General features: G+C 45.7%; 18 protein-coding genes. 6 read left to right on the top strand and 12 right to left on the bottom strand.

Annotated features, from left to right (window positions below; translation table 11 throughout):
- Positions 1-470: 470 nt before the first annotated feature.
- Positions 471-4112, bottom strand: a complete 3642-nt coding sequence (pulA, locus tag OC193_RS21855) for a pullulanase-type alpha-1,6-glucosidase (protein ID WP_048662537.1) — start codon at positions 4110-4112, stop codon at positions 471-473.
- Positions 4113-4734: 622 nt separating this feature from the next.
- On the opposite strand from pulA, the gene OC193_RS21850 reads away from it, so the two are divergent.
- On the top strand, positions 4735-5124 hold the full coding sequence (locus OC193_RS21850) for a DUF1294 domain-containing protein (RefSeq protein ID WP_048662450.1): 390 nt from the start codon (positions 4735-4737) through the stop codon (positions 5122-5124).
- A gap of 54 nt (positions 5125-5178) precedes the next feature.
- Here the strand turns inward: OC193_RS21850 and OC193_RS21845 are convergent, their stop codons facing one another.
- On the bottom strand, positions 5179-5763 hold the full coding sequence (locus OC193_RS21845; RefSeq protein WP_048662449.1) for a LysE family translocator: 585 nt from the start codon (positions 5761-5763) through the stop codon (positions 5179-5181).
- A gap of 141 nt (positions 5764-5904) precedes the next feature.
- On the opposite strand from OC193_RS21845, the gene OC193_RS21840 reads away from it, so the two are divergent.
- Together OC193_RS21840 and OC193_RS21835 are read left to right on the top strand one after the other, a co-directional pair.
- Positions 5905-6345: an Lrp/AsnC family transcriptional regulator gene (locus OC193_RS21840; RefSeq protein WP_009845852.1), complete on the top strand. Its 441-nt coding sequence runs from the start codon at positions 5905-5907 to the stop codon at positions 6343-6345.
- A 26-nt stretch (positions 6346-6371) separates the two neighbouring features.
- Entirely contained in the window at positions 6372-7301 is a 930-nt protein-coding gene (locus OC193_RS21835) for a LysR family transcriptional regulator (RefSeq protein WP_004732134.1), read from the top strand.
- A 156-nt stretch (positions 7302-7457) separates the two neighbouring features.
- Here OC193_RS21835 and OC193_RS21830 read toward each other — a convergent pair whose 3' ends face one another.
- The 5 genes from OC193_RS21830 to dsrO form a co-directional block, all read right to left on the bottom strand.
- Positions 7458-8519 (bottom strand): c-type cytochrome, encoded by a 1062-nt coding sequence (locus OC193_RS21830; protein ID WP_048662448.1) that lies wholly within the window; start codon positions 8517-8519, stop codon positions 7458-7460.
- A gap of 9 nt (positions 8520-8528) precedes the next feature.
- On the bottom strand, positions 8529-9170 hold the full coding sequence (locus OC193_RS21825; protein ID WP_048662447.1) for a c-type cytochrome: 642 nt from the start codon (positions 9168-9170) through the stop codon (positions 8529-8531).
- A 443-nt stretch (positions 9171-9613) separates the two neighbouring features.
- Positions 9614-12706 carry a tetrathionate reductase subunit A gene (locus tag OC193_RS21820; protein ID WP_048662446.1) on the bottom strand — a complete coding sequence of 1031 codons (3093 nt, stop codon included), beginning with the start codon at positions 12704-12706 and terminating at the stop codon, positions 9614-9616.
- Between the two features lie 14 nt (positions 12707-12720).
- The gene (gene nrfD / locus OC193_RS21815) at positions 12721-13854 is read right to left on the bottom strand and encodes an NrfD/PsrC family molybdoenzyme membrane anchor subunit (protein ID WP_048662445.1); all 1134 of its coding nucleotides are present in this window, start codon (positions 13852-13854) and stop codon (positions 12721-12723) included.
- Positions 13851-14687: a sulfate reduction electron transfer complex DsrMKJOP subunit DsrO gene (dsrO, locus tag OC193_RS21810; RefSeq protein ID WP_048662444.1), complete on the bottom strand. Its 837-nt coding sequence runs from the start codon at positions 14685-14687 to the stop codon at positions 13851-13853. The genes nrfD and dsrO overlap by 4 nt, the downstream gene beginning before the upstream one ends.
- Before the next feature lie 209 nt (positions 14688-14896).
- Here dsrO and OC193_RS21805 point away from each other — a divergent pair, with 209 nt between their 5' ends.
- The 3 genes from OC193_RS21805 (at position 14897) to OC193_RS21795 (ending at position 18891) form a co-directional block, all read left to right on the top strand.
- Positions 14897-16759 (top strand): sensor histidine kinase, encoded by a 1863-nt coding sequence (locus OC193_RS21805; protein WP_048662443.1) that lies wholly within the window; start codon positions 14897-14899, stop codon positions 16757-16759.
- Between the two features lie 11 nt (positions 16760-16770).
- Positions 16771-17373 (top strand): response regulator transcription factor, encoded by a 603-nt coding sequence (locus tag OC193_RS21800; RefSeq protein WP_048662442.1) that lies wholly within the window; start codon positions 16771-16773, stop codon positions 17371-17373.
- 306 nt (positions 17374-17679) lie between these two features.
- Positions 17680-18891, top strand: a complete 1212-nt coding sequence (locus tag OC193_RS21795) for a tetratricopeptide repeat protein (protein ID WP_048661004.1) — start codon at positions 17680-17682, stop codon at positions 18889-18891.
- A gap of 174 nt (positions 18892-19065) precedes the next feature.
- Here the strand turns inward: OC193_RS21795 and sstT are convergent, their stop codons facing one another.
- The 5 genes from sstT to OC193_RS21770 form a co-directional block, all read right to left on the bottom strand.
- On the bottom strand, positions 19066-20280 hold the full coding sequence (gene sstT / locus OC193_RS21790) for a serine/threonine transporter SstT (protein ID WP_048661005.1): 1215 nt from the start codon (positions 20278-20280) through the stop codon (positions 19066-19068).
- Between the two features lie 389 nt (positions 20281-20669).
- Positions 20670-21734: a ribosome small subunit-dependent GTPase A gene (gene rsgA / locus OC193_RS21785; RefSeq protein ID WP_048662441.1), complete on the bottom strand. Its 1065-nt coding sequence runs from the start codon at positions 21732-21734 to the stop codon at positions 20670-20672.
- Between the two features lie 525 nt (positions 21735-22259).
- Positions 22260-22718: a copper chaperone PCu(A)C gene (locus tag OC193_RS21780; RefSeq protein WP_048661007.1), complete on the bottom strand. Its 459-nt coding sequence runs from the start codon at positions 22716-22718 to the stop codon at positions 22260-22262.
- 85 nt (positions 22719-22803) lie between these two features.
- The gene (locus tag OC193_RS21775) at positions 22804-23400 is read right to left on the bottom strand and encodes an SCO family protein (protein ID WP_048662440.1); all 597 of its coding nucleotides are present in this window, start codon (positions 23398-23400) and stop codon (positions 22804-22806) included.
- Entirely contained in the window at positions 23397-23837 is a 441-nt protein-coding gene (locus tag OC193_RS21770; RefSeq protein WP_048661009.1) for a hypothetical protein, read from the bottom strand. Before OC193_RS21770 ends, OC193_RS21775 begins: the two co-directional genes overlap by 4 nt.
- Positions 23838-24017 lie beyond the last annotated feature (180 nt).

Raw genomic sequence — 24017 nt, 5'->3', positions numbered from 1 at the left:
CCAATAACCAATAACCAATAACCAATAACCAATAGCTAATATAAATGGGCGTAATTCGTTGTTTATAGTTTTGATTTACTAACTACTAAAAAACACTCTCGTCTATTTTACTCTTGTCAAATAGCTGAATACGAGCTCTATTGACGAATCGCTATTTCATCTAGTGACCTAAAGTCGGCCTCCTAAACTTTACGTACACTGGAATTATACGTTCACACGACATCGTTATACTTTCTACCAAGAACCAAGAACCAAGAACCAAGAACCAAGAACCAAGAACCAAGAACCAAGAACCAAGAACTTAGGCGGTTTGTTTATCTCTTAACATTTATGTTAATCAAGGTCAGGGAAGGGGGGGACGTGTTGGGATTGGTGTTTGTTGAGCACAAAAAAAGGGAGACTGAGGTCTCCCAAAAGGCTAGCTTGCGCTGGTTTTATTATCTGTTTATTAGAATCGTAAGCTTTAAGGCTTAATTCTTGGTTACTGAAACGACCGCTTTTTCTACATTGTCATCCAGCTCATTAATCGCATTCAGAGTGAAGGTGTAGGTGCCAGCTTCTGCTACGCTTAGTTGGCAGTTACCATCACTACCTAGGTTGATTGACCCATTAGCAAGTTCAACGGAGTCACAACCAAAGTTAGGTGTTTTCCAGTCAGCATCTGCAAACTTGAAGCCATAGTCACCCGCTTCCAAGTTGCCTGTTACAGAATAAACCCCATTAGCAACAAAGCTCATCGCCCAATCATCAACATGATTCCATCCATTCATGTCACCACGAACGTAAACTGTTGTTTGGCCGTATGGCGGAATACTAGACACATCCTTGTCTGAATTATCAACTGGCAGACCAGCACCTTGGGCACCGTCTTGAGCTTGCACGAACACAGCGGTGGTTAGTGCTGGTACTGTGAAGGTTTCAGCAGCAAAGGTTGCGTTTTTCACTGTGTCGTCAGTTGAGTTTTGTTGAACGGTGTGAAGTGTAAAGCCGGTTGCTCCCGTGATTTTGAACGATTGAGATTCATTAGTTGAGTTTACAATTGCCACAATCGCATCATTTGCAGGGTCAAGATCGTCGCCCGCAGACACACCATCATCGATAGACATGACAATCAGGCCTTCGATTTGATCTTCACCAACATTGCGGAAGTCGACACGCTTCATGACTTCGTCTGCTGTGTCTAAGCGGAACAGTTCGCTTGAGCTACGGATTTTTAATAGCTCTAGGAATTGCTGCTTAGTCAGATTAATGTCTTCTTCGTCTGGTTTAGCCGTTGGGTCAGCAATGATTGTTTTGATCAGATCCCAGTTCGCACCATCTTTGTCTTCACGAGGTAAGCCGACGTTCCAGTTGTTATCAGTACCATCAAACATTACGCGGTTGTACCAGTCACCAGAATCGTAAGAATCGCGCTGCATAGACTTAGATCGTAGCAGTTCAGAACCCATATGGATGAATGGTATGCCTTGGCCTAGCATCACGGTAGAGAGCGATACAGACTGCATACGCGCACGCTCTGCAGAGCTAGTACCAGTGGCGATCTTGTAAGCGTTGTTATCCCAAAGCGTTTGGTTATCGTGTTTTGAAACGTAAGAGATGTTCTCTGAAGGCATCTTGGTGTAACCAGCGGGCGCACCGTTGTAATCAACATTTTTACCCAGTTTGGTATCACCTTTGTAATCAATCAGTACGTATTCTGCGAGGTTACCTGCCATACCTAAACGAACAAGGTCTTGGTTATGCAAACGACCATTAATCGAATCTTGATCAACTTTGGTTTCTTCGTTGGCAATCGCTGCGTTACCAAAGCCTTGGTTAAAGCGAAGTGGGTGGTTGCCTTCTGAATCGACGCCACCATCAAACGGGCTACCGCCACGAACAGCGTCACGTAATCGATCAGAGAATGTACCTATCTCTGTGCCTGCCATATTGATTTGGTTCGCTTGGTCGAAGCGTGCATTGTTAGCTACTTCACCAAAGTCCCACCCTTCACCGTAGAACAGTGTGTTCTCGTCGATTTTACGAACTTCAGCAAGAGCTTCTACCATTACGTCTTTTGGTTGGTGACCCATTAAGTCAAAACGGAAACCATCCACCTTGTAGTCGTCAGCCCACACCTTAAGTGAGTCGACCATTAACTTACCCATCATTAGGTTTTCGGTCGCAGTGTTGTCACAACAGGTCGAGTTTTCCACGCCACCTGTGTTCACATTAAGACGGTGGTAGTACCCAGGGACAATCTTATCCAGTACCGACTTATCGTTCACACCAGACGCATTGGTGTGGTTGTATACCACGTCCATGATCAGCTTGAGATCCATGTCGTGCGTGGCTTTCACCATTTGACGGAATTCTAGAATACGTTGAGAACCATTAGGATCGGTCGCGTAGCTGCCCTCTGGCACAGTGTAGTGGAATGGGTCGTAGCCCCAGTTGAAGCTGTCCAGCATGCGCAGGTCGTTCATTAATGCTTGCGCATCGCCTGTTGAAGGGTCATAACCATCGAGTACATCTTCGATGACTTTATTTTCGTCTTCGTTTCCACATAAGGCAGCAGTCGGTTTTACATCACACAGTTTGCCAACGGTGTCGGTGATATCGACGCGGCTTGCTTCATCTTCATCAACGGTAGCGATATCAAATGCTGGTAAGATATGCAGCGTGGTTAAACCTGCATCTTTCAAAGCTTGTAGGTGCTTGACCGACTCGCGATCTGCTTCTGTGAGAGCGAGGTATTTTCCATTTAGGCTAGGTGTGCCGAACTTATCGCTGAAGCTGAAGTCACGAAGGTGTGATTCGTAAAGTACATGATCTTCATCTTTCTCTACCGTTGGACGCTCATATCCAACCCAACCTTCAGGCATTAATGCTGAATCATCAAGATCGATCACTTGAGAGTATGCTGAGTTTTTCGACAAACTGAGTGAGTAAGGGTCGGTTACTAGGCGAGTTTCAATGTTACCTGTGGTTGGATGGTAAACCTTCACTTGGTAGCGATAGTAACTGTTGACAGCGTTAGGTACCGCGTCAGTCGCCCAAATACCCGTCTCAGTGCTTTCCGTCATTGGGAACACTTGTGAACTTTGCAGATCTTCGCTGTACAAGACGAGTTCTACATCTTGCGCGGTTGGTGCCCAAAGCTTGAAGGTCGCTGCACTGCCTTCAACAATCGCGCCTAGTTCTTCAGCCATTGCGTTACCAGCATCTTCGCTAGCAAATACCGCATCAAGCACACCTGGCTTTTGAACCTCAGTTGAAGAGATAACATCGCCATTGGCATTATAGGCAACAAAAATTATCTGAGATTTTAAGATGGTGCGTAATGTGTTGTCGTCAACGTCGATAGCAAGGGCAGGTAAGCTTGCAAGGTGGCGGAAACGCTCTTTCAATTCAGAAGACAATTCCCCATCTTTGCTTAGTTCAATTGCAGTGCCGCCCACGATCTCTTTGTCGTCGTTCATCGTGATGCTGTTATCGAGTGCGTAGAACAGCTTGACAGAATCGGCGTTACCAGCGGCTTCCCAAGCGATAGTGTCTGCGTCTAACCAATGCGCTTTTTGGCCATCAATATTTACTGGGCGCTCTGAAATTGGGTCGTAGTACAGCTCGCTGCTGCCATGGAACCCGAATACACCTTGCGAATCACCAAGTTTGGTTAACTCGATTTTTGAATTGGCACTACCAAACGCTTTTTCGTCTCCATTGTGTAAGATGAAATTCATGCATTTATGTGGGTCAGAAGCATCAGGATCCACTTTCAATACATAGTAAGCACCGTAAGTATCGCTGATACCATCGTATTCGTAAGGGCTGTTCCAATCGGTTCCGGTTTCACTCAACCCCATGCCGACTAAGTCTGTGCTAGTACAACCTTCGCCATTCCATAGGTGAAGCCCCCAACCGTCGTAAGTAGAGCCCGAAGTGCTCGCGGCTGCAATATCACGTTTGTAATACACAACGACTTCGTTTTCGCCTGCTTTGTATAAGCCATCGTTGCCAGCGTCTGTGTCATTGTCGCTATCACTGCCACAACCTGCGATCAAAGTAGCGGTGAATAGAGGTAAAATCGCTTTGGCCAAAGTCGAGCGCTTGAAGCTTCTCTTTTTGGTCATATTGAAGGTGTTTCGTAGAGAGATAATTTTATTAATATTTATGTTGTTCACGTTTTGATATCCATATTTCACTTTTTATGAAGATAAATATCCTAGCTTTAACCAAGGTCAACTATTTGTGATGGCAATGTATAAAGTTATTTTTAATTCGTAATTATAAGAAACCTAGTGTCAATATCACGCTTTGTATTTGGTTAGTGCTGGATTAATTGGATCAATGACTCATATGTTCGGAATCAATAACCTAAGGCGTAGAGGATAGGAGTAGATAATAAGGATGAGAACTCATCCTTATTAATGTGAGACGAATACCACTTTTTTTGGTTCTTATTTTTTAATGGCAATAAAGTTTTATTTATTACCGTTTTTATTGCTACTATAGATAATAATAACCCTATTAATTAGTGTGGAGTAACCACAAATATTTTGACACTAAAAATGGATTCACATAAGTGTGAAAATACTGTCATTTCTATTTTCAGATCCTTTCGATCACGATAGATCCAACGTGTGTTTAGGAAGAGGTTTCTTAGTAGACTAGCTCCGTGCTACTGAGCTCTTTCTATCAAAATCTACAGGGCGTAATTGCCACAATATGTGAGCTGTTACCCAAAAGGAGTTGATGTTGTCTTCATCTATTAAAATTGCTATCACCTATCTGATGTTGGTTGCGATATCTGTGTTGTTTGCAGAAAGTTCTAAAGCGCTGTTGGTGTGGTATTTGGCTATCGGATTGGTGGCGTTTTTTGTGTACGCGAAAGACAAGCGAGCGGCGATCAATGGCAATTGGCGTGTGCCTGAGAAAACCTTGCACATTTTGTCTTTTGCTGGTGGTTGGCTGGGGGCTTTGATCGCACAAGACAAGCTGCGTCATAAAACGCAAAAGCAGCCGTTTAGAGCGATTTATTGGCTAACAGTGGTAATCAATGTAGCGGCGTTTGTGTGGACGTTAACACCAAGCGGGCAGGCGATATTTGGTCGTTGGGTTGGTGAAATTATTGGGCTTCTTTAACGATAATGATGGCTAGTAACTGTGTACTAACCATCAATAGCTATAGTGAGTCGATTAGAGCATTGGAATCGTTGATGCTAACAGCAACCCCGCCATGCCGTAGTTGAAGCTTTTGATGCGTACTGGCGTTGTTAACCAGTGTTGCAGTTGCTTGCCCGCTGCCGTCCAGAAGGTTACTGATGGCAAGTTAGCTAGCGTGAAAATGGCTGCGATGATCGCAAGTTCCCACCATGAGCTGCCGCTGCTATAAACGGATATCGCCGTCAGTGCCATCGACCAACCTTTCGGATTTACCCATTGAAAACTTGCCGCACCGAGAAAGGTCATCGGCTTATACGCTTCGGTACTTTTGGCTTTACCGCTCAATGCTATCTTAATCGCAAGGTAGACGAGGTAAGCAAGGCTCAGGTATTTCAAGACTTGGTGCGTCACTGGGTACGCGTTGAAAATCCCCATTAAGCCGAAACCAACCAACAGCAACATGGCTGCAAACCCTAGAGCAATACCAAGCATGTGTGGAATGGTACGGGCAAAGCCAACATTCGCACCTGATGTCATGAGCATGATGTTATTTGGACCCGGCGTGAAGGTCGAGACAAACGCAAATAAGGCAAGTGCGCTAAGTTGTTCTAAAGGCATAATGGTTCTCCAGCAATAAAAGGAACGAAGTGACTGACCGGTCATGACTTTCACGTGTTGAGAAACATAGTAGGTGGAAAGTGAGGCAATTATGTGCTTTTATTTCCTCTATTATCATTAAATGCACAATAATAAGTACCTATGGATAGATTTGACGAAAGGATATTGCAAGAGCTTAAATTGGACGGCAGAATCTCCAACATTGAGCTTTCAGAACGAATTGGTTTGTCGGCTTCAGCGACGTTAAGACGAGTACAAGATCTTGAGCGTAAAGGCATCATCCAAGGTTACCGCGCGGTTTTAGATAATGGCTTGATGGGCGTGGGCTTTATTGCCTATGTTTCGATTGGCTTATCGAGCCACAGCAAAGCGGCTCAGTTGGAATTTGAACAACACGTCAGCATGGAAAAAGAGGTGGTCGAGTGCCACAACATTACCGGTGCTAACGAGTATTTGCTGAGAGTCGAAACCAAAGATCTGCCGGGCTACAAGAAGTTTCATGCCGATGTGCTTGGAGAATGTGCTCAGGTTCAATCCATAACGACTATGGTTGTGATGGATACCCCTAAAGACGAACGCTAATCGAGTTTTATTGCAGGAGAGGCGCAGTGCCCAATACTAATCAGTTGTTATTGTTCTTAGATGTGGTTCAACAAGGGTCGTTTACCAAAGCGGCAACCTTGCATGATATGGACAACTCATCACTCTCTAAACAGATAAAAAAACTCGAGCAAGATTTAGGTGTTCAGTTGCTCAACCGTTCTACGCGTTCGTTCTCATTGACGTCGGCAGGGGAAGATATTTTAGCGCAAACCTATGTGCTGAAAGATACCATTAATCAGATCCAAGGCATTGCTGATTCATACCAGTCTGAACCCAAAGGTGTGTTACGAATTACATCTCCGATCTATTTTGGTCAGCAATACCTGCAACCTATCATCACTCAGTTTATGAGAAAGTACCCGGATGTTCAGATTGTCCTTTCACTGGACGATAAGATCGCCAACATCATCGCAGGCCAATTCGATATCGCCTTTCGCTTCAGCAAGCTTGTTGAATCGAATTTGATTGCGAAGAAGATTGCTGACAGTAACTTCATGTTGGTCGCGTCGAATGATTTTGTTAAGCAGCACGGTGAACCTAAGACACCACAAGATTTGCTAGCTTTGCCTGCGGTGATTTATACCAATGGCGATATGACGGTTGATCATCTGCGTATCAGTGAAGAGCCGCATGGCAATACTTTCCAAAGCCTGACGATTCGTGGCAACTATAAGGTGAGTGATGTTCGTACCATGGTGTCTTGCGTGAAAGATGGCTTGGGTTATGGCTTCCTTGATCAATCAAACCTGTATGCCTCAATGAAAGAGCTTGGCTTAGTCACCTTGCTACCGGATTATCCGATTTCTACAATCGATACCGCGATTTATGCTGTCTATCCACACCGCAAACAGACCAAGCTGGTGAAAGAGTTCATCACTACGGTTCAAGACTATATTGGCTCTCCAACCATTTGGGAGAAGATGCAGCAAGGTTAGCTGCTTCTATGCCATATCAAATAAAAAAAAGGAGCCAGAACTTCATACGAACTGGCTCCTTTTTACTCTCAGGCTATAACTGATTTACAATGTAAAGCGTAGCTATAGCTGGTGTGAACGGCTCTTTTCTCGAAAAGAGTCCCTCTTTAAGTGAAGCTAGTGATTGTGAATCACTTCTTTGCCACTTGGATAAGCTTTTGTACCCAATACGTGGCCATCCACTTCTTTACCGTAGTAGCCCTGATGGTTGTGATAGCGTTCTGCATTAGCAGCCACATCGCCCTTGTATCTCGGGTCTTGTGGGCGCTCATGGCTATTCACAAACGCGGCCACATCCCAAGCATCTTGAATCGAAAGCTGTTGGCTCTTTCCAAGCGGCATGTTTTCATAGATGAAGTAGGCAGCGGTGTTCACGCGGTGCATACCTGCGCCCCAGTTGAACGAATTCTCTCCCCAAAGTGGCGGTAGGTATGAGCGACCATCAGCTCCTTTAATTCCTTCACCATTTTGACCATGACAAGTTTGGCAGCTGGTTTGGTAAACCTTTTCACCACGCGCTATCGACGGCTCTTGTTCTGGGTTGGCAATCTTAGGGTAGCCACGACCTGCCAGCTTGCTGCGGTCATCAATTGGGTATTTGCTTAACAGCTCTTCAGGAAGAGGGAAGCTTTCCGCTTTACCACCGACTTGCAAATCTGCATCGCTGATCTCAGGAACTGGAGTGTCTTGCATGCCGTTTTTATCTAAGATGCCACCCATCGCCAACCAATATGAATAAGCCGTTAGCGCGACCATCTCTTTTGAGCCAACTGCTGGTGGCAAGCCATTCATTGAGTAAGTGAAACAACCTTGGATACGCTCTGCGTAGCTGTTTACCTTGTCGTTTTTCTTACGGTAAGCTGGGTAGGCCATGTAAGCTCCCCATAGAGGCGCTGCATTTGCCTTCATGCCCGCTTGCATGTGGCAGTTTACACAGTTTTGTTCATTGCCTACGAACGTCCCACGCATCTGCTGAGAATCGACAAACAGCGAGTAGCCCAGTTTGACCTTGTCACCAAATTCTCCAGCAGGAATATCAACCAAGTCGCGTGGCACCAGATACTTGTTATCTTGAGGCTTCTCGACAGCGGGCAGTTCGGTTTGGCGATCGGGCAACTCACCTTCGGCGTAAGCGATTCCAGAGGCAAGGGTTGCGGTAATTAAAAGTAATGTTTTCATGCGAGCCCTTTAGTATCGGAAAGATGCGAAGTAGTAAGACAGGTTTTTGATTTCATCGTCGGTTAACTTGCCTGCGATGTTGCCCATCATGTTCAAATCATCACCCTTACGAGTGCCGTTTTTCCAAGCGTTGAGCTGATTTTGAATGTAGTCGGCGTGCTGGCTCGCTAGGCGTGGAAATTTGTCTACACCCATACCACTTGGCCCATGACAGGTTGCACAAGCTGGAATGTTTCTATCCCAATCGCCTTGGAATACAAGCTTACGATAAGGATTATCAATATCAGCCTGTGAGCCGCGCTGTTCTAAATCGCTGAATTCGTATGACGGTAATGATGCAAAGTACTCTGCTACTTCACGACGAACGGTAGGATCAGACACACCATCCGCCATGCCCTTCATGATCGCGCTTTGACGCTCACCACTAGAGAATAGAACCAGTTGGTGTTCAAGGTAGTCAGCATTGAGCCCTGCTAGCATAGGGGCAATGTTGGGCATGCCTTTACCGTCAACTTGGTGGCATCCGCTACAGGTTTCTGCGGCTTCTGGCATTGGATTAGGCGCTGCTTGTGCAAAACCAGATAAAGAAAGGCTTCCCAGAGCTGCGATACAAAGCGTTAGTGTTTGAGTTTTAATTTTCAGCTTAGTCATGAGGCGTCACTATTGGTTGTAGTGCACGCATTTTCGACATAATTGATTGTTCGCGCTATTGTGGATTTCCACATTAATTCACTTTGAATTTGAGGTGGGTCTCACATTAATAACCTCAACCACTATAATGGTATTGATGTGAATTCCGTTAGGCCAATCCAATCGCTGTTTACGAAATGCAAGGGAACTGCCATGTTCGCCTCGGTGTAACTGCTTGTTAAGGCTCTTTTATGGCACCGATCGTATAAGCATAGCTGCTTTATAGATCCGGGCTTAAAAAGTTGTGATGAAGAGAAGAAAAGAGAAGTGAAGAGTGTTTGGTTGTTGTGAATTGAATGCTGTCGATGTATTGACTGCTAAAAAAGCAGAGCAACCTCGAATGGCGAAGTTGCTCTGTTGTGTCCCTATTCCGGAATGACTAGGGATATATGTTGGAGCACTGATTAGACTTTGTAGATCTTAGCCGGAAGCGCTTGTCTTGCTGCTGCTCCCACAACCCAATCTAACATCACGCCTTTGCCTTCTCTTGTCGGGTCAATCAAGCCTATATCATTGATGTTAACGCCATCGTTCGACTTCATCTTCAATGGTTGTTGTGTGTCACCAATCCAGTGTGCACGTTCACCGAGCTCTTTGTGTCCAAAGCCGTGTTCAAAGCCTAATGTGCCTTGTTTGATACCATCAATCACCATCGCCAACGCGTGTGTAGTTGAACTCGGTGTTTCAATGGCAAATAAGTCGCCTGTTTTGATGCCAGCAGAAGAGGCGTCTTGCGGGTGAATGTAAACTGGGTTCACGCCTTTGATCGACTCCAAACGTGGTGACAAGTTAGATACTGCACTGTGAATGTTGGATTTAAAGTTGGTCAGAGTAAATGGCCACTCTTTGGTCGGGAATTGCTCTGCCAAAGGTGTGCCGTCTGCCAGCTTCTGTGGATACCATGTCGGGCAACCCATGTACTGTTCGCCACTGATGGTGTTGCGAGAGGTCCCCAGCTTTTCATTCCAGATAGCCAAAGGTTTGGTCCATTTGTATTTCATGGTTTCATTGGTGTAGGCATTGGTTGCGTCTTCGAAACGACCGCCACGCGCAAAGATATACGCCACTTTGAGTATCTCTTCTGGCTTAAGCGTTTTGTTCATTACAGGTACTAGGCGCTCTAGACCAGACCAAACGATATCTTCTGCATCTACATTAGGCACTCCGCCTTTAACGAACGCTAGATTAGCCGCAGAGCGAAGGTAGAAATCTTCCGCACTATGGATGCCGTGCCAGTTACCTTGACTGTCTTTAATTACGTTATCGCCAAAGCCACCCAAGCCAAGTGTTTTCGCCAGATCAATAAAGAAGTTCTCTAGGTTGATCGCGCGCCCATCTTGAGTGCGTGAGGTTTTAGGCTCAACTATCGGCCAACGAGCGGTGATCGCTTTAGTTGCAACGCCATGCCATGGTGTTGCCATGCCCCAGCTTTCGTAGGTAACCGTGTCTGGGACTAGGTAATCGGAGAGTGCTGTGGTTTCATTGATGAAGGCATCGATAGAGACGATCAAGCCAAGCTGTTTTGGATCCTTAAGCTTTTCGCCTAGTAAGTTATCTAAGCCTGGAACGCCATAAAGTGGGTTCGCCATATGGTTGATCCACGCTTTTGCACGGTAAGGATAGCCATCAATCGCAGCTGATAAATGCTCGGTTAAAAGCGGAGCTGAGATTGGGTACCACGGCGCGCGTGTCGGGTAAGGTGATTCACCTGCAGCAACACGGCGTTTGTATTCACTGGTTTTGTGATACGGGAATTTGCTGCGAGACAAGAATATACCTTGCGGCTTCGTCTTACCCTTGAACTTGGTAAAGTCGTAACGAGGGCCTGCAACAGAAGTTGGGTAGCCGCCCGCTTTCGCCATCGCACCGCCTTTCGCGTTGATGTTACCGATCAGCGCGTTCAGCATCAGAATAGAGAACGAGTTGTAGAAGCCATTAGTGTGCATATTGCCACCATGAGTATCGACGACGGCTTTTGTCCCGTAACTGGTGAAGCGTTTCGCCAGTGCAATAATCTGATCTTGTGGGATTTCACACTGCTCGCTGTAGTAAGCAAGGTCATATTTGAAGGCTTCTTCTTTTAATCTTTGTAGAGAAGACTTCACACGAACGGTCTGACCATCGATTTCTACGTCTTGATCGACGAACAGAGCCGCTTCATTCACCTGTATATGCGATGATAATAGTGACGCTGTCACGTCTAGTGCGATAAATCCATCATCGTCAGACATTGGTTCGCCTGTTTCTATCAATCCGATATCCGATGCACGAAGCATGCGCCCGTTTTGTGGGTGTGTTTCGTCACTGATCACGAGGTGAGATGCATTACACCAGTGTGTGGTGCCTGCTTTCTTCATCGCTTGTGCGCTTGGGCGAGACAAGAAGTCGTGATTGTAGCGTTGGTTCTCGATGATCCATTGGATCATGCCCAGAATTAATGCTGAATCGGTGCCCGGTTTGATCGGAAGCCAGTTGTTACGATCGCCAGCTGCAAGGCTTGAAGAGCCAGCAGGAAGGCTTGGCGTTACTATGGTGTAGCTCAGTTTTCCGTTAGTACGAGCTTCAGCAAGTTGTCGTGCTTGGCGCTTAAACGGGTTACCCGCTTGAGCTGGAGACATACCGATGAACAGAATGAACTCAGCGTTATTAAAGTCGGGTTTTAAGTGTGAGAACTTGTCTAAGTCATTCATGATCGCGCCAGAACCTGCACGGAATGCGTAGCCACAGTAAGAGCCGTGGTGGCCGAAGTTGCGAGTGCCGTAACTGTTGAATGCAAAGCGTTTCAAGATGTCATCACGGCCTTCATTACCCGCATTAGTCACCAACAATTGGTTGGCTTTTGGACCGTATTCAGGGTTGTTCGGATCAAGTGGTGTTTCGATGTCGCGAATCGATCGCAAGCCTTCAACTTCGCCTTCTCCGAACAAGTCACCACCTTCGGTGATCTCAGAGATAAGTTGCTCGTAGCTGATCGGTTCCCACTTACCTTCACCACGTTTACCAACACGTTTTAACGGTTGAGTGATTCGGTATGGGCTGTTTTGAATCTCTAACATGCCATTACCACGGGCGCAGGCTGTCGAACGGTTATTGATGCCTGATTCACCAGACAAGCCAATGTAGGCGTCTTTTACAGGCGTTTTGAATGGGATCTGTTGGTCACTTGATAGCGGGTGATACGGGTTGCCCGAGATACGCAAGATCTCGTCATTGCGATTATCGATACGTACACGCAAGCCACACAATGTCCAGCAACCAAAACACATTGATGGTGCAACGCGTTGGTTTGGATTCGGCGAAATCTTACCTTGCTCATCCACGCTGTATTCCGTCTCTAATGAGTTACCGTGATGGATGTGGTTGGTTTTCTTACCAGCAGTGCCATCGATAGCACCGTGAACCATGTGTTTTGTGGTTGTCGCATAACCTGCAGCAAAAGCTCCAACACCACCGGCAGCAAGACCTGTTTTCAAAAATTGACGACGTTTGTTATCCATGATGATTCCTCAGACTACAAGCTATGTGAACGGTTAAGTGGTGATGATGTTTTTGGAGCTGATTTAGTTGATGTTGTTTTTGTTCCAGAACCGGTAGACACGATTTCAGAGGCGAACAAGGCAAGTGCTAACCAAAGGCCACACATACCAACAATGCCAAGTAAACCTGCGCTACCCATTGGCAATTCATAAGGGAATGCACCCACATCGAAACGTGGAATGGTTTGAACTTCCATCATGGTGACCCAACGTACCGCCCATGCTGAAACTATGGTCGCAAGTGCAACAAGGATGACGCCAAGCTTGCTTTGCGATAGACGTTGCAGCGGCAGAACCAAGATCATGCACAGTAAAATACTGGTGGTCATGATGCCTAAATTAATGCCCCAAGTGTCGTTTTCATAGAGGTTGAAGTGACCATGGTTAGATGCCCAAATTGACGTAAGAATGATGGCAAGGCCACCCGTTAAAGTAATGGTTCTTTGTACCAGAGCGAGGTCTGTTGGTCTCAAGCTTGGCTTGCTTGAAGGTAGCAGAGCCCAAATCAACAGTGTTAAGCCCGTTGCAGCAAAGAATGCGGTCGTAAACCAAAGCAGCGGAGAGGCCGGTTGATGCCAAAGCGGGCGGCTCGCCAAAATTGCAATCTCGGCACCTGTGTAAAGCGCGATGCTTAAGCCCGAAACTGCCGTCGCAGCAGCGAGTGCAATCATCAATTTTGTTGAAACCTGCCATTGGCCTAGGGTTAGCCAAGACAAGCGTTTTAGAAGCGGGTTTTCACTCTCTTTAAGTCGTGCGATGTCATCACGCAAGTAAACCCAAGCCGTCGCGACAGCCAGACCAGAAAACAGAGGAAGAAACAGAGAACCCAATGACATCCATGACCAAGGCGTGATGTGTGCGTAGAAATGCCACGCGCGTCCTGGTTGGTGCAAGTCACCAGTAAGGGCTAATGGTCCAACAATCGCGCCAATGGCCATTACAAGCACAAGGGCTGAGCGGAATTGGTGGCTGGTTGAGTTTTTGAAGATCAGTGCAATCAAAAACAGAATAGCCGCCGCGTAGGCAGAACCAATGTAGAAGAAATATTGAACCGCCCACGGTAGCCAAGCAATCTCTTGATCGGGAACTAACACCTCGGTGATATTCATGCTGTCTCTCCTTGTTTTCCTAGTGTTGCGATTGCCAATTCTTGTTTGCTAGAGGATGAGTTATCAATGGTGGCTGGATCATAAATCGCAGGCTGACCTTCGATATGGCTAACGAAACGCTCGTTCATGCCGATATAGAAAACATGTGGGTTGGTATTCTGCTCTGGCTTGAGCACCTTGATATCATCTCGGTTCTCATTGAGCAGGCGGTTGATCTCGCTGTTTGGATCTTTTAGGTCACCGATTACGCGCGCGCCACCGACACAGGTTTCGACACAAGCGGGCAGTAAGCCGTCTTCAAGGCGATGTGCACAGAAGGTGCATTTGTCGGCGGTTAGTGTGTCGTCATTAATAAAACGAGCGTCATAAGGGCAGGCTTGTACACAGTAAGCACAGGCTACGCAGCGTTCGTTATCGACCATTACAATGCCGTCTTCACGTTGGAAGGTCGCTTGAACAGGGCAAACTTTGATGCAAGGCGCGTTGTCGCAGTGGTTACACAGGCGAGGCAGCATGAATGATTTCACCTCTTGTTGAGCCGTTGAACCATCATCAAGGGAGACTTCATATTGTTTTACGGTGGTTCTGAACTGGCCAATCGGTGCTTGGTTTTCAACGCTACAGCCAACAGTACATGCCTGACAGCCCACGCATTTACGCAAATCAATCGCCATGGCGTAGCGTTTGCCTAATTCACCTTTACGGTCTGGTTGGTTGTTATTGCGAATGGCTGTGCTCGCGACTGCGGTGTTGATTCCGGTAATGGGAATGAGCGCAGCGCCGGCGGAAACTTTACCAAATTGGCTGAGAAACCGTCTTTTCAATGAGTCCATATTAGTACCTATAAATGGGTATTGGTTCTGTTAGGCTCATTGTCAGATTTTGGCTGTTCACGGGGTATTGTGGATTTCCACATACCCAGAGCAAAGTTGATCTAGAACAAATGTGGTTTTCGCTATCTAGCTGTTATGCTTTATTTAAAAGCGTTTTAACGCATTGAGAACTCATTGAATAGGTAATCCGATTGAATAAAGAGATGTCCGTGACTGTTCGCAACTTCATCACATTCATCAGTACGTGCTGGCTGAGCTTGAGTGCAGGTATTTGTTTCGCTGCTCAAACGGAACCTCTTTCAGTAGCGACAAGTACGATTGAATCAGATCAGACGATTGAAGTGGGTGTTTTAGCCATCAGGGGGAAACTTGCAGCGCAACAACGCTGGCAGCCAACAATGGATTGGTTGTCTGAACGCATTCCGGGTAAGCACTTTGTTCTCAAGCCTTTTAATTTGGAAGAGATGGCGGAAGCAGTAAAAGATGTCACGGTCGATTTTGTTGTCACCAACCCCGGTCAAGCAGTTCGTTTAGGACGTCAATACGCGCTCTCTTGGATGGCGACCATGACCAGTCACAATTATGACGATCAAGGTGTGAGTAGCACGCGCAGTATCGGATCGGCATTGGTGGTCAGAAGAATGTCCCCCTATATCTCGTTTGAACAGCTCAGCGGAAAACCAATTGCTGCGGTTTCTGAAAATGCGTTTGGCGGGTACCTCACCATGCGCTATCAAGTGATGCAGGAAGGGCTGAACCCCAACCAATTTTTCTCTAATACTCATTTCTTGGGCTTCCCGATTGATGCGAGTCTGTATCAGCTGCGAGATGGTCACATTGAAGCGGCAGTCGTCCCAGCCTGTTTGGTTGAAAACATGATCAGTGAAGGCTTGCTGGTGGCTGAACAATATCGTGTTATTGGCAACCAAGCACCGGAAGGGTTCCGATGCCAAGTGTCTACACCTCTGTATTCCAACTGGTCATTTGCCAAAACAGAGCGAGCCTCTTCAGCACTGGCTAAGCAAATGAGTCAGGTACTATTTGCGATGCCAAAAAACAGTGGGCCAGCGATTGCGGCGAATGCTTCCGGCTGGACATCACCCACAAGCTTATTGCCGATCGACAAGCTTTATCAGCAACTCGATATGCACCCACTACAACAACCTTGGTGGAAAGAAGCGTTAATCTGGCTGAAGTACAATCAGCAATGGGCATGGGCGTTTTTCTTGTTAGTCGTGTTCTTGAATGCTTACCACTTTTGGCTTGAGTACAAGTTCAGTCGCAGCAAAAAGCAGTTAGAAGCGACACTTAACAAGCTAAAGAGTAAGAGTGAACAGCTAGAGCATTCTCAACGCATCGCCGTCGTGGGTGAGTTGGGGAGCAGTCTAGCGCATGAGATCAATCAACCTTTGGCGGCGATTCGTAACTACAGCGAAGGCGGTTTATTACGGATTTCGAAGAACAAGCCACTCACCGATATTGAACCTGTGTTTGAGAAGATCCAATCGCAAGTGGATCGAGCAGACGCGATCATTCGGCGCCTAAGAAACATGATAAAGAAACGTTCATCAGAGAAGTCGCAGACTGACATCGAGCAGTTACTATCAGACACTATTGAATTGCTACAGTTCCGTTTACAACAGCACCAGATTACCGTTGAGCGTTACGTCGTAGGTAAGCCCATGGAGATGCATGTTGATTCGGTGGGGCTACAACAAGTGATTGTAAACCTGATCAACAATGCGACCGATGCGTGTAACGCCCAACAGCAGCGCGCGATGTCTGATATTGCTAACAAAAACTACGAGCCAGCGACAATTAAAGTGATTACCGAGTATCAACCCGATAAAATGATGTTGTCAGTTATCGATAATGGCACGGGATTAGATTTTACCGAGCATCAAGTGACTCAAGCTTTTGTGAGCAGCAAAGAAAACGGCTTGGGTCTAGGGCTTGCGATATGCCAAGACGTGATTGAAGACCACAGTGGTCAAATGAGCATTACGTCTCTCACTCCACATGGTTGTCATGTCGCGGTGACTTTACCTTTCTCTCTTTCAAATGATTCATGAGGAATCTTGTTATGTCTGAACTTCATCAAACGTTGCCGGTCTATGTGGTTGATGACGATGAGTCAATGCGTGATTCATTGGTGTTCTTACTGGAAGAGCATGATTTTACCGTATCAGCTTATGAAGATGGACCAAGCTTTTTGAATTCAGTGGATTTGAGTGCGCCGGGTTGCGTGGTATTAGACAGCCGAATGCCAGAGATGAGAGGGCAGCAAGTTCATGATCTGATGGTGAAAGCGCAGAGCCCGTTATCGGTTATCTATCTCACAGGGCATGGCGATGTGCCAATGGCCGTGGAAGCTCTGCAAGCCGGTGCGGTGAATTTTTTCCAAAAGCCAGTTAAAGGCAGTGAGTTGGCTGAGGCAATCAAACAAGGTTTGGACGCTTCTGAAAAACACTTACACCTGAACGTGTATCGCCAAGCGTACGCGTCGTTAACCGAGCGTGAGATAGACATCCTCAAACAAATTATCGACGGTAAGCGTAACCAGAAAATTGCCGATGAATTGTGCATTGCAATGAGAACTGTGGAAGTACACCGAGCGAGTTTGATGAAGAAGTTTTCTGCGAAAACAGTTGCTGAGTTAGCATACATTTATGGGCAGCTCACCTAACCATAGATGTAAGGTATTAGGGATGGGGAATCATTACTTTTACCACTGATTTTCTGATGACAGGTGGTCTTCATAAATAATCGATATTGAAGCAAGATCACACCATTTATGGAGTACATAAAGATGGGTCTTAGGAGACTTTTTATCGCTATGTATTCCTGAGATACTGAACTAAGTTCATTTTAGGGCGGAACGTTTTAATAACGGCGCGTTTCCCTGTAATTCGAAACATTCACTATAGGTTGATAACTCCTCGACACCGAGGCTGATATCAGCCGAGTTAGGTTAAAATATTTTATGAGTACAATGGGAATCGCAATTGGTGCGACGGCTCTTTCGTTAATACTTGTCGCCGTGTGGCTGATCTCTTTATCGCTAAGAAAGCAGCGCTTGGAACAAGAACGTAAGGCTCGTGCTGTCGCTTACCGCAAAGCGATTGAAAAAGCGCGTATCCAAGAGCAAAAAGAGCGTCACTTCAAAGCCGAAACCGGGCATGTACCGTCGATTCTGTATTTGGCGAAAGAAGCTGAACGTAACAATATTAAGGAAGCTCTGTATTGGTACGACAAAGCGGCGCAACTCGATAATATCAATGGCATGTACGGCATTGTACGCCTAAGCATGAAGCGCAAAGAAGACCTGATTTTAAGAGAGAAAGCCAACTTTTGGCAGCTAGCAATCTCTGCTTTAGACAATGACGTATCGGCGAAATTCGAGATGGGTAAAGCGCTCGTCTTTGGTCGTGGAACCGATAAGAACATCCCTAAAGGCTACACCTATATCGAAGAGTCTGCGGCTGGTGGTAATACCGAAGCGATGCTGTTTATCGGTGACTGGTGTCTAGATAAAGAAAATCCGGACTACTCTGCCGAAAGTTCGGTCGAGTGGTACCAAAAGGCCGCTGAAAAAAATAACCTAGACGGTAAGATCAAACTTGGTATGAGTTATTTGAACGGTGTGGGTGTTGAGCCTAACCATGGTGAGGCTGTTTACTGGTTTGAAACGGCCGCAGAAAAGAACAGTGCAGAAGCGATGTTTAGAGCGGGCGAAGCTTGGATCGACCATGGTGAACACGGCAACGCTATCGCGTATATCTGGCTATTTCTATCGGCCCATTTTGGTTACTCAGAAGCGAAGCATTTGCGGGATAAAGTAGGCGGGGAGCTTGGTGTGGATGCAGTTGTGGGCTTACAGGCTCTGACTAAGCCGATAATGACCAAGCTGACCCAAGAAGCAATCACTAAGCATTCGATTATTAAGGCGCTTAACAAGCTCTACAAACGCAATGTACCTGTTCCGAAGAAAGTGAAAGAAGTGCTCGATGAAGAAGGTAATGAGTTGAATGTAGAGGCGAGTCACATAGAGACTCAAGTGCCGGGTGCTCAAGAGGCTAATGTTGATTACAGCCAACAGGTAAACACCGAGCAGGCTGTAACAGATAAACCAGCGAGTCAGAATAGTGGCTCTTTAGACTTCAGTCAGTCTGCTGTTGAGTCTAACTGGAATCGAAATCAGTAAGTAGCGCTCATTAGCTGTGTTCGATTATCGATGGAGCAACTTGCGATTAGTCGACAATAGTTTTAGCTCTAATCGAGAAACTCAAGACAATAAAAAGGGAAGCTGATGCTTCCCTTTTTTTATGTGCTATTTGCTTTTAGAGCTTAGAGCTGAAGCCGAATAGCTAGGAGCCGATTAAGCTTTGTTTTGTTCAGCTTTACATACAGCCGCAGTGAAGACTACGTCAGTTGAGCTGTTAAGCGCTGTTTCAGCTGAATCTTGAATCACACCAATGATGAAACCAACCGCTACAACCTGCATTGCTACATCGTTTGAGATACCGAATAGGCCACAAGCTAGAGGAATCAGTAGTAGTGAACCACCGGCAACGCCTGAAGCGCCACATGCAGATACTGCAGCAACAAGGCTTAGTAGGATAGCAGTGAAGATATCAATCTCAATACCCATTGTATGTACAGCTGCAAGCGTTAACACAGTGATGGTGATTGCAGCACCCGCCATGTTGATCGTTGCGCCTAGTGGGATAGATACAGAGTAAGTATCTTCGTCTAGGTTTAGTTTCTTACAAAGGTTCATGTTCACTGGGATGTTTGCAGCACTTGAACGAGTGAAGAATGCCGTTACACCAGATTCACGAATACATTGCAGTACTAGTGGGTATGGGTTCTGTTTTGTCTTTGCAAATACAAGCAATGGGTTAACCACAAGAGCAATGATCAGCATTGAGCTTAGTAGAACCGCTAGTAATTGACCGTAACTTGCTAGTGCATCGAAGCCCGTTGTTGCAAATGTTGTCGAAACAAGACCGAAGATACCGAATGGCGCAAGACGAATAATGAAGCGAACAATGTGTGAAACACTGTGGCTAAGGTCTTCGAAAACCGCTTTGGTTGTTGCAGATGCGTGGTGCAGTGCAAGACCTAGGCCGATTGCCCAAGCAAGAATACCGATGTAGTTCGCGTTCATTAGCGCGCTAACTGGGTTATCTACAAGCTTGAATAGAAGAGTATGAAGAACCTCAGCAATACCTTGAGGAGGGTTAGCACCTTCAGCGCCAGCAACCAGTGTCAAAGTGGTTGGGAACATGAAGCTCAGTACTACAGCAGTAAGTGCCGCTGAGAACGTACCAATCAGGTAAAGCACAATGATTGGACGCATATGGGTATGCTGACCTTTCTTTTGGTTTGCGATAGAAGCTGCAACAAGAATGAATACTAAAATTGGGGCAACAGCTTTCAGAGCACCAACAAACAGACTACCTAGTAGGCCTGCATCTTGAGCTGCTGAAGGAGAAACCATGGCGAGAACGACACCGAAAACAATACCAGCAAGGATCTGTAGAACGAGATTTCCACGAGCGATGCGGGCGAGCATGTTGTGATTTTGCATAAAATACCTGCAATTGTTAATTTATTATAGTGATGTATCTTTTTATAAAGTTGTACCAAATCCGACTATACACTAGTGGAATGGGCGGTCATATTAGCGGGATCTTAGCGGGTGTCTAGGAATAGTTTACTTTTAGGGTGATTGTTTGCACTACGTGGTGTTTTTAGAGCTAAATGTTAAATAATTGTATTTCGATTGAGCTATAAATCTGCAGAACTGCATTTATTAGACCTAATATACTGTAAATTTGGAAATGTAAATACTTATAGATAAGAACATTGTGTGCATAAATAGTCGATTTACTACTAAATTGAAACAAAAGCCCCACGTGTTTAACACCGTGGGGCTTAATCATTTAAATAAAGCGTATTTTGATTCACCTGATTGGTTTAGTCAGTCGCTTTTTTAATGTTTCGGCTTTCTGACTGTACGGTTTTGTACATCTTGGAAAGCTGTTTGCTGTTCGCGCGTTGCTCTGCCAATGAGGCGCCATTTCTGGCTTGCTCTCTCAATAACTTTTGATAGTTAGTAAATCGTCTTTCAGACAAATCACCATCCTCAATGGCTTTGCGTATCTTGCATCCCGGCTCGGATTCATGATGACAATCAGAGAAGCGACAATGCATGGCTAACTCTTCGACATCAGAAAAGGTTTCACTCACGCCTTCAGCGCAGTCTGCAAGTTGTAGCTCTCGCATTCCTGGAGTATCGAGTAGTAAACCACCCGATGTTAGCAAGTGGAGCGACCGTGATGTGGTTGTGTGACGGCCTTTACTGTCGTCTTCACGAATGACACCCGTAGCTTGTTGAGTTTCACCGAGCAATGAGTTTACTAGCGTAGATTTGCCCACACCGGATGAACCCATCAAAGCGACGGTTTTGCCTGTTTTACACCAAGGTAACAATACTTGAGTTGATTCTTGGTCTAAGCTGTTCACCGCTTCGATCATCAACATCGAATCTAAGCTTTGCACTTGTTGTACTTTGTCTTGGTAGTCGTCACACAAGTCTTTCTTGGTGAGTACGATAACCGATTCAACCTGTGCTTCATTAGCGAGCGCTAGGTAGCGTTCGATACGGCTTAGGTTAAAGTCGTTATTTAACGAAACCACGATAAAAACCGTGTCGATGTTGGCCGAGATATATTGTTCTGCGACGCGACTGCCCGCTGCTTTGCGGCTGAAGAGTGATTGACGTTCTAGCAAGCGGTCGAATTGCAGTTCAGAGTTCAAGATTACCCAGTCGCCAACCGTCATTGCGGGTTGGTTTTGATTAATAGGTAGAACGATTTCGCCTTGTTCCGACGCCAGTGTATAGCCGCTGCGATGGTGCGCGGTAATACGAGCAATGACGGATTGGTCATAGTCTTCGAGTGTCAGTTGTTGTTGAAATACAGGTTGCCATCCAAGTTGTTGAAGTGACATTGGGTGAGAAAATGCGTGTTGTGAATTCATGTTTATTTACCCAGACGTGCGAGCTTTCTTTTCTTGTGACAGTATTAAAGTCTTATCAGTGCATTAAAGTCTTATGAGAGCATTAACATCTTGTGAGATCTCAGGTTATTGACGAGATCAAAAAGTGTTGATGAAACCAAAAAGCGTTGATGAGTTCAAAAGCGTCGAGACGTCAAAAATGTTTTGAGCTTGGGTCGAATTCAAATAGATAGGACCCCGGATTTAGTCATGCGTTATTGAGCATGCAGGTATCGATCACTTATAGATCAATAGTAAACCGGGTAAAAGTGTGCGGTAGCCAGTAGATGGCTTGATGTTGGTCGTTCTAGATAAAAGTTTGCTTAACCAAACAAATTAACGCGTTACTTTTACTGCCAGTTTTAGTGTTTTCATTACAATCATCTTCTATTCTCCTTGGTTACTAATGTGTTCAGGCTTTGAATAAAAAGCGAGTTCAGTTTAGCAAAAAGCCACGATGGCGAGAAGTCATCGTGGCTTAATTTAGTTCATTGATTGTGAATCCGATTAGTGATGATCGTGATTCATCTTTTTCATGCCGCTCATTACTTTCTTAACTGGCGCTTCAAAGGTTTGCGTTTCACCGTTAGCGAAAGTCAGAGTCATCTCGATTTGCTCACCTTCTTTTAGACCATCTTTTAGGTCGAATAACATAATGTGCAGGCTGCCAGGCTTAAGTACCGCTTCACCATTCGCAGGGATTGTGATCTGTTGAACTTGGCGCATCTTCATTACGTCGCCATCAACGATAACATCATGAAGCTCTACCTTGCCTGCTGCGGGTGTAGTTGCAGAAACAATAGCGCGATCTTTATCGCTGTGGTTCATCAGGGTCGTGAATACTGCGCTGTTCACTGCTGAAGGTGGTGTCGCACGAGCGTACGCGTCATGAACCATGATGTCGCTTTTTGCATGAGCAAGAGGAGTGAGCAATAAGCCTGCTAGAGCAAGTGCTTTTAACTTCATGTTGTTGTCCTTATTGTTTTATGTTTTGGTCTGGGACCTGACTTTATGTTTGAACTTTATTCGTTAAGTTCTTTGTTTTTACGTTTTACTGCGTCAGCTTGTTGATAGCTTCAACAATTGGCGCAGGCGTCAACGTGTGCGGTACTTTAGTAATTAAGGTACCGTTGGGCTTTAAAAAGTAGAAATATGAGCTGTGGTCAAGTGTGTACTCCAGCTCTGAACCTTCAAGCTGTGTCTTTCTGAAAATAACACCGTATTTATGTGCCAAATTAGTGGTTACATCCAGTGGACCACTCATACCTTCAATCATTGGGTTGAAGTACTGCGCGTATTCGTATGAAGCTTCCGCGGCATCGCGCTCAGGGTCAAGAGAGACAAACATTGGGCGAATCTTCGCTTTTGCTTCATCTGGCACTTGGTTAAGTGCTCCAGCTAGCATCGCTAATGACGTTGGGCAAACGTCAGGACAGCGTGTGAAGCCAAAGTAAACGATACGAATTCTGTCGTCGGTTTCGTCAAAGAGTTTTATTGGTTGGTTGTCTTTTCCAAAAAGCGTTGTTGCCGAGAATTCTTGCTTTGCAGCGTGCTGTTCTTGAGCTTCGTTTTGCCCATCAAGGTAGCTTTTGACACCAAAGCCAAGTACAAACGCTACCACTAATGCTAACGACCAATTCTTACTCATCTTGCCATCCTTATTGCAGGGTTTACGGTTTCAACACCATCGGTGAGTTCGCCAAGCCAAGTCATTTTATCCATGGTACACACAGGTAAAATTACATCACCTTCATAGGTATTGTTACCAATATTCTTTAATTGAAAACGTGCTGAGCCCATTTCCATTTCTAAGCCAGTGAGTGACAGCATTAATGTTTCAGATGCTGCGCCTTCCCAAACGACTTTGATTTTAGTCGGAACCAGAGGCTGTGCCGTCTCATGTTCAAGCGTCATAGCAACGGTGTCTTGCTCACACGATGTTGTTGAAAGCATGCAGTAGTCATCTAAGTTGACGTCAGGAGAGTGGCTCTCTACTACCGTTTTAAATTGCTCAACTGCCTGTGGTCCATAAAAGCCAGCGACCAGAGCAATACCAAGCGCAGCAACCTTTAATGCTGGATGCATGTCGTGTTCTCATTTGATTTTATAAGAACGGCGATGGTATCACACCACTCAATACGTGCTTGTATCAAAAAGCAATTTTGTGCGTAGGTAGATATAAAAAAGCGAAGCCGGTAGCTTCGCTTTGATTCAACTTACAAGGTGCATCGCTATCTAAGCTCGGCACCCTACATGCTAACTTGT

Source organism: Vibrio crassostreae (genome assembly GCF_024347415.1).
Lineage (GTDB): Bacteria > Pseudomonadota > Gammaproteobacteria > Enterobacterales > Vibrionaceae > Vibrio > Vibrio crassostreae.
Note: the sequence above shows the minus strand (reverse complement) of the source record. Positions and strands in the feature narration are given on the sequence as shown.

What these genes read in the sequence shown, in the direction of transcription:
- OC193_RS21795 (WP_048661004.1), top strand. Translation starts at nt 17,680, where the DNA reads ATGGGAATCGCAATTGGTGCGACGGCTCTTTCGTTAATACTTGTCGCC.
- rsgA (WP_048662441.1), bottom strand. Translation starts at nt 21,734, where the DNA reads ATGAATTCACAACACGCATTTTCTCACCCAATGTCACTTCAACAACTT.
- OC193_RS21800 (WP_048662442.1), top strand. Translation starts at nt 16,771, where the DNA reads ATGTCTGAACTTCATCAAACGTTGCCGGTCTATGTGGTTGATGACGAT.
- OC193_RS21850 (WP_048662450.1), top strand. Translation starts at nt 4,735, where the DNA reads ATGTTGTCTTCATCTATTAAAATTGCTATCACCTATCTGATGTTGGTT.
- OC193_RS21780 (WP_048661007.1), bottom strand. Translation starts at nt 22,718, where the DNA reads ATGAAGTTAAAAGCACTTGCTCTAGCAGGCTTATTGCTCACTCCTCTT.
- sstT (WP_048661005.1), bottom strand. Translation starts at nt 20,280, where the DNA reads ATGCAAAATCACAACATGCTCGCCCGCATCGCTCGTGGAAATCTCGTT.
- OC193_RS21830 (WP_048662448.1), bottom strand. Translation starts at nt 8,519, where the DNA reads ATGAAAACATTACTTTTAATTACCGCAACCCTTGCCTCTGGAATCGCT.
- OC193_RS21840 (WP_009845852.1), top strand. Translation starts at nt 5,905, where the DNA reads ATGGATAGATTTGACGAAAGGATATTGCAAGAGCTTAAATTGGACGGC.
- OC193_RS21845 (WP_048662449.1), bottom strand. Translation starts at nt 5,763, where the DNA reads ATGCCTTTAGAACAACTTAGCGCACTTGCCTTATTTGCGTTTGTCTCG.
- OC193_RS21775 (WP_048662440.1), bottom strand. Translation starts at nt 23,400, where the DNA reads ATGAGTAAGAATTGGTCGTTAGCATTAGTGGTAGCGTTTGTACTTGGC.
- nrfD (WP_048662445.1), bottom strand. Translation starts at nt 13,854, where the DNA reads ATGAATATCACCGAGGTGTTAGTTCCCGATCAAGAGATTGCTTGGCTA.
- OC193_RS21820 (WP_048662446.1), bottom strand. Translation starts at nt 12,706, where the DNA reads ATGGATAACAAACGTCGTCAATTTTTGAAAACAGGTCTTGCTGCCGGT.
- dsrO (WP_048662444.1), bottom strand. Translation starts at nt 14,687, where the DNA reads ATGGACTCATTGAAAAGACGGTTTCTCAGCCAATTTGGTAAAGTTTCC.
- OC193_RS21825 (WP_048662447.1), bottom strand. Translation starts at nt 9,170, where the DNA reads ATGACTAAGCTGAAAATTAAAACTCAAACACTAACGCTTTGTATCGCA.
- pulA (WP_048662537.1), bottom strand. Translation starts at nt 4,112, where the DNA reads ATGACCAAAAAGAGAAGCTTCAAGCGCTCGACTTTGGCCAAAGCGATT.
- OC193_RS21770 (WP_048661009.1), bottom strand. Translation starts at nt 23,837, where the DNA reads ATGCATCCAGCATTAAAGGTTGCTGCGCTTGGTATTGCTCTGGTCGCT.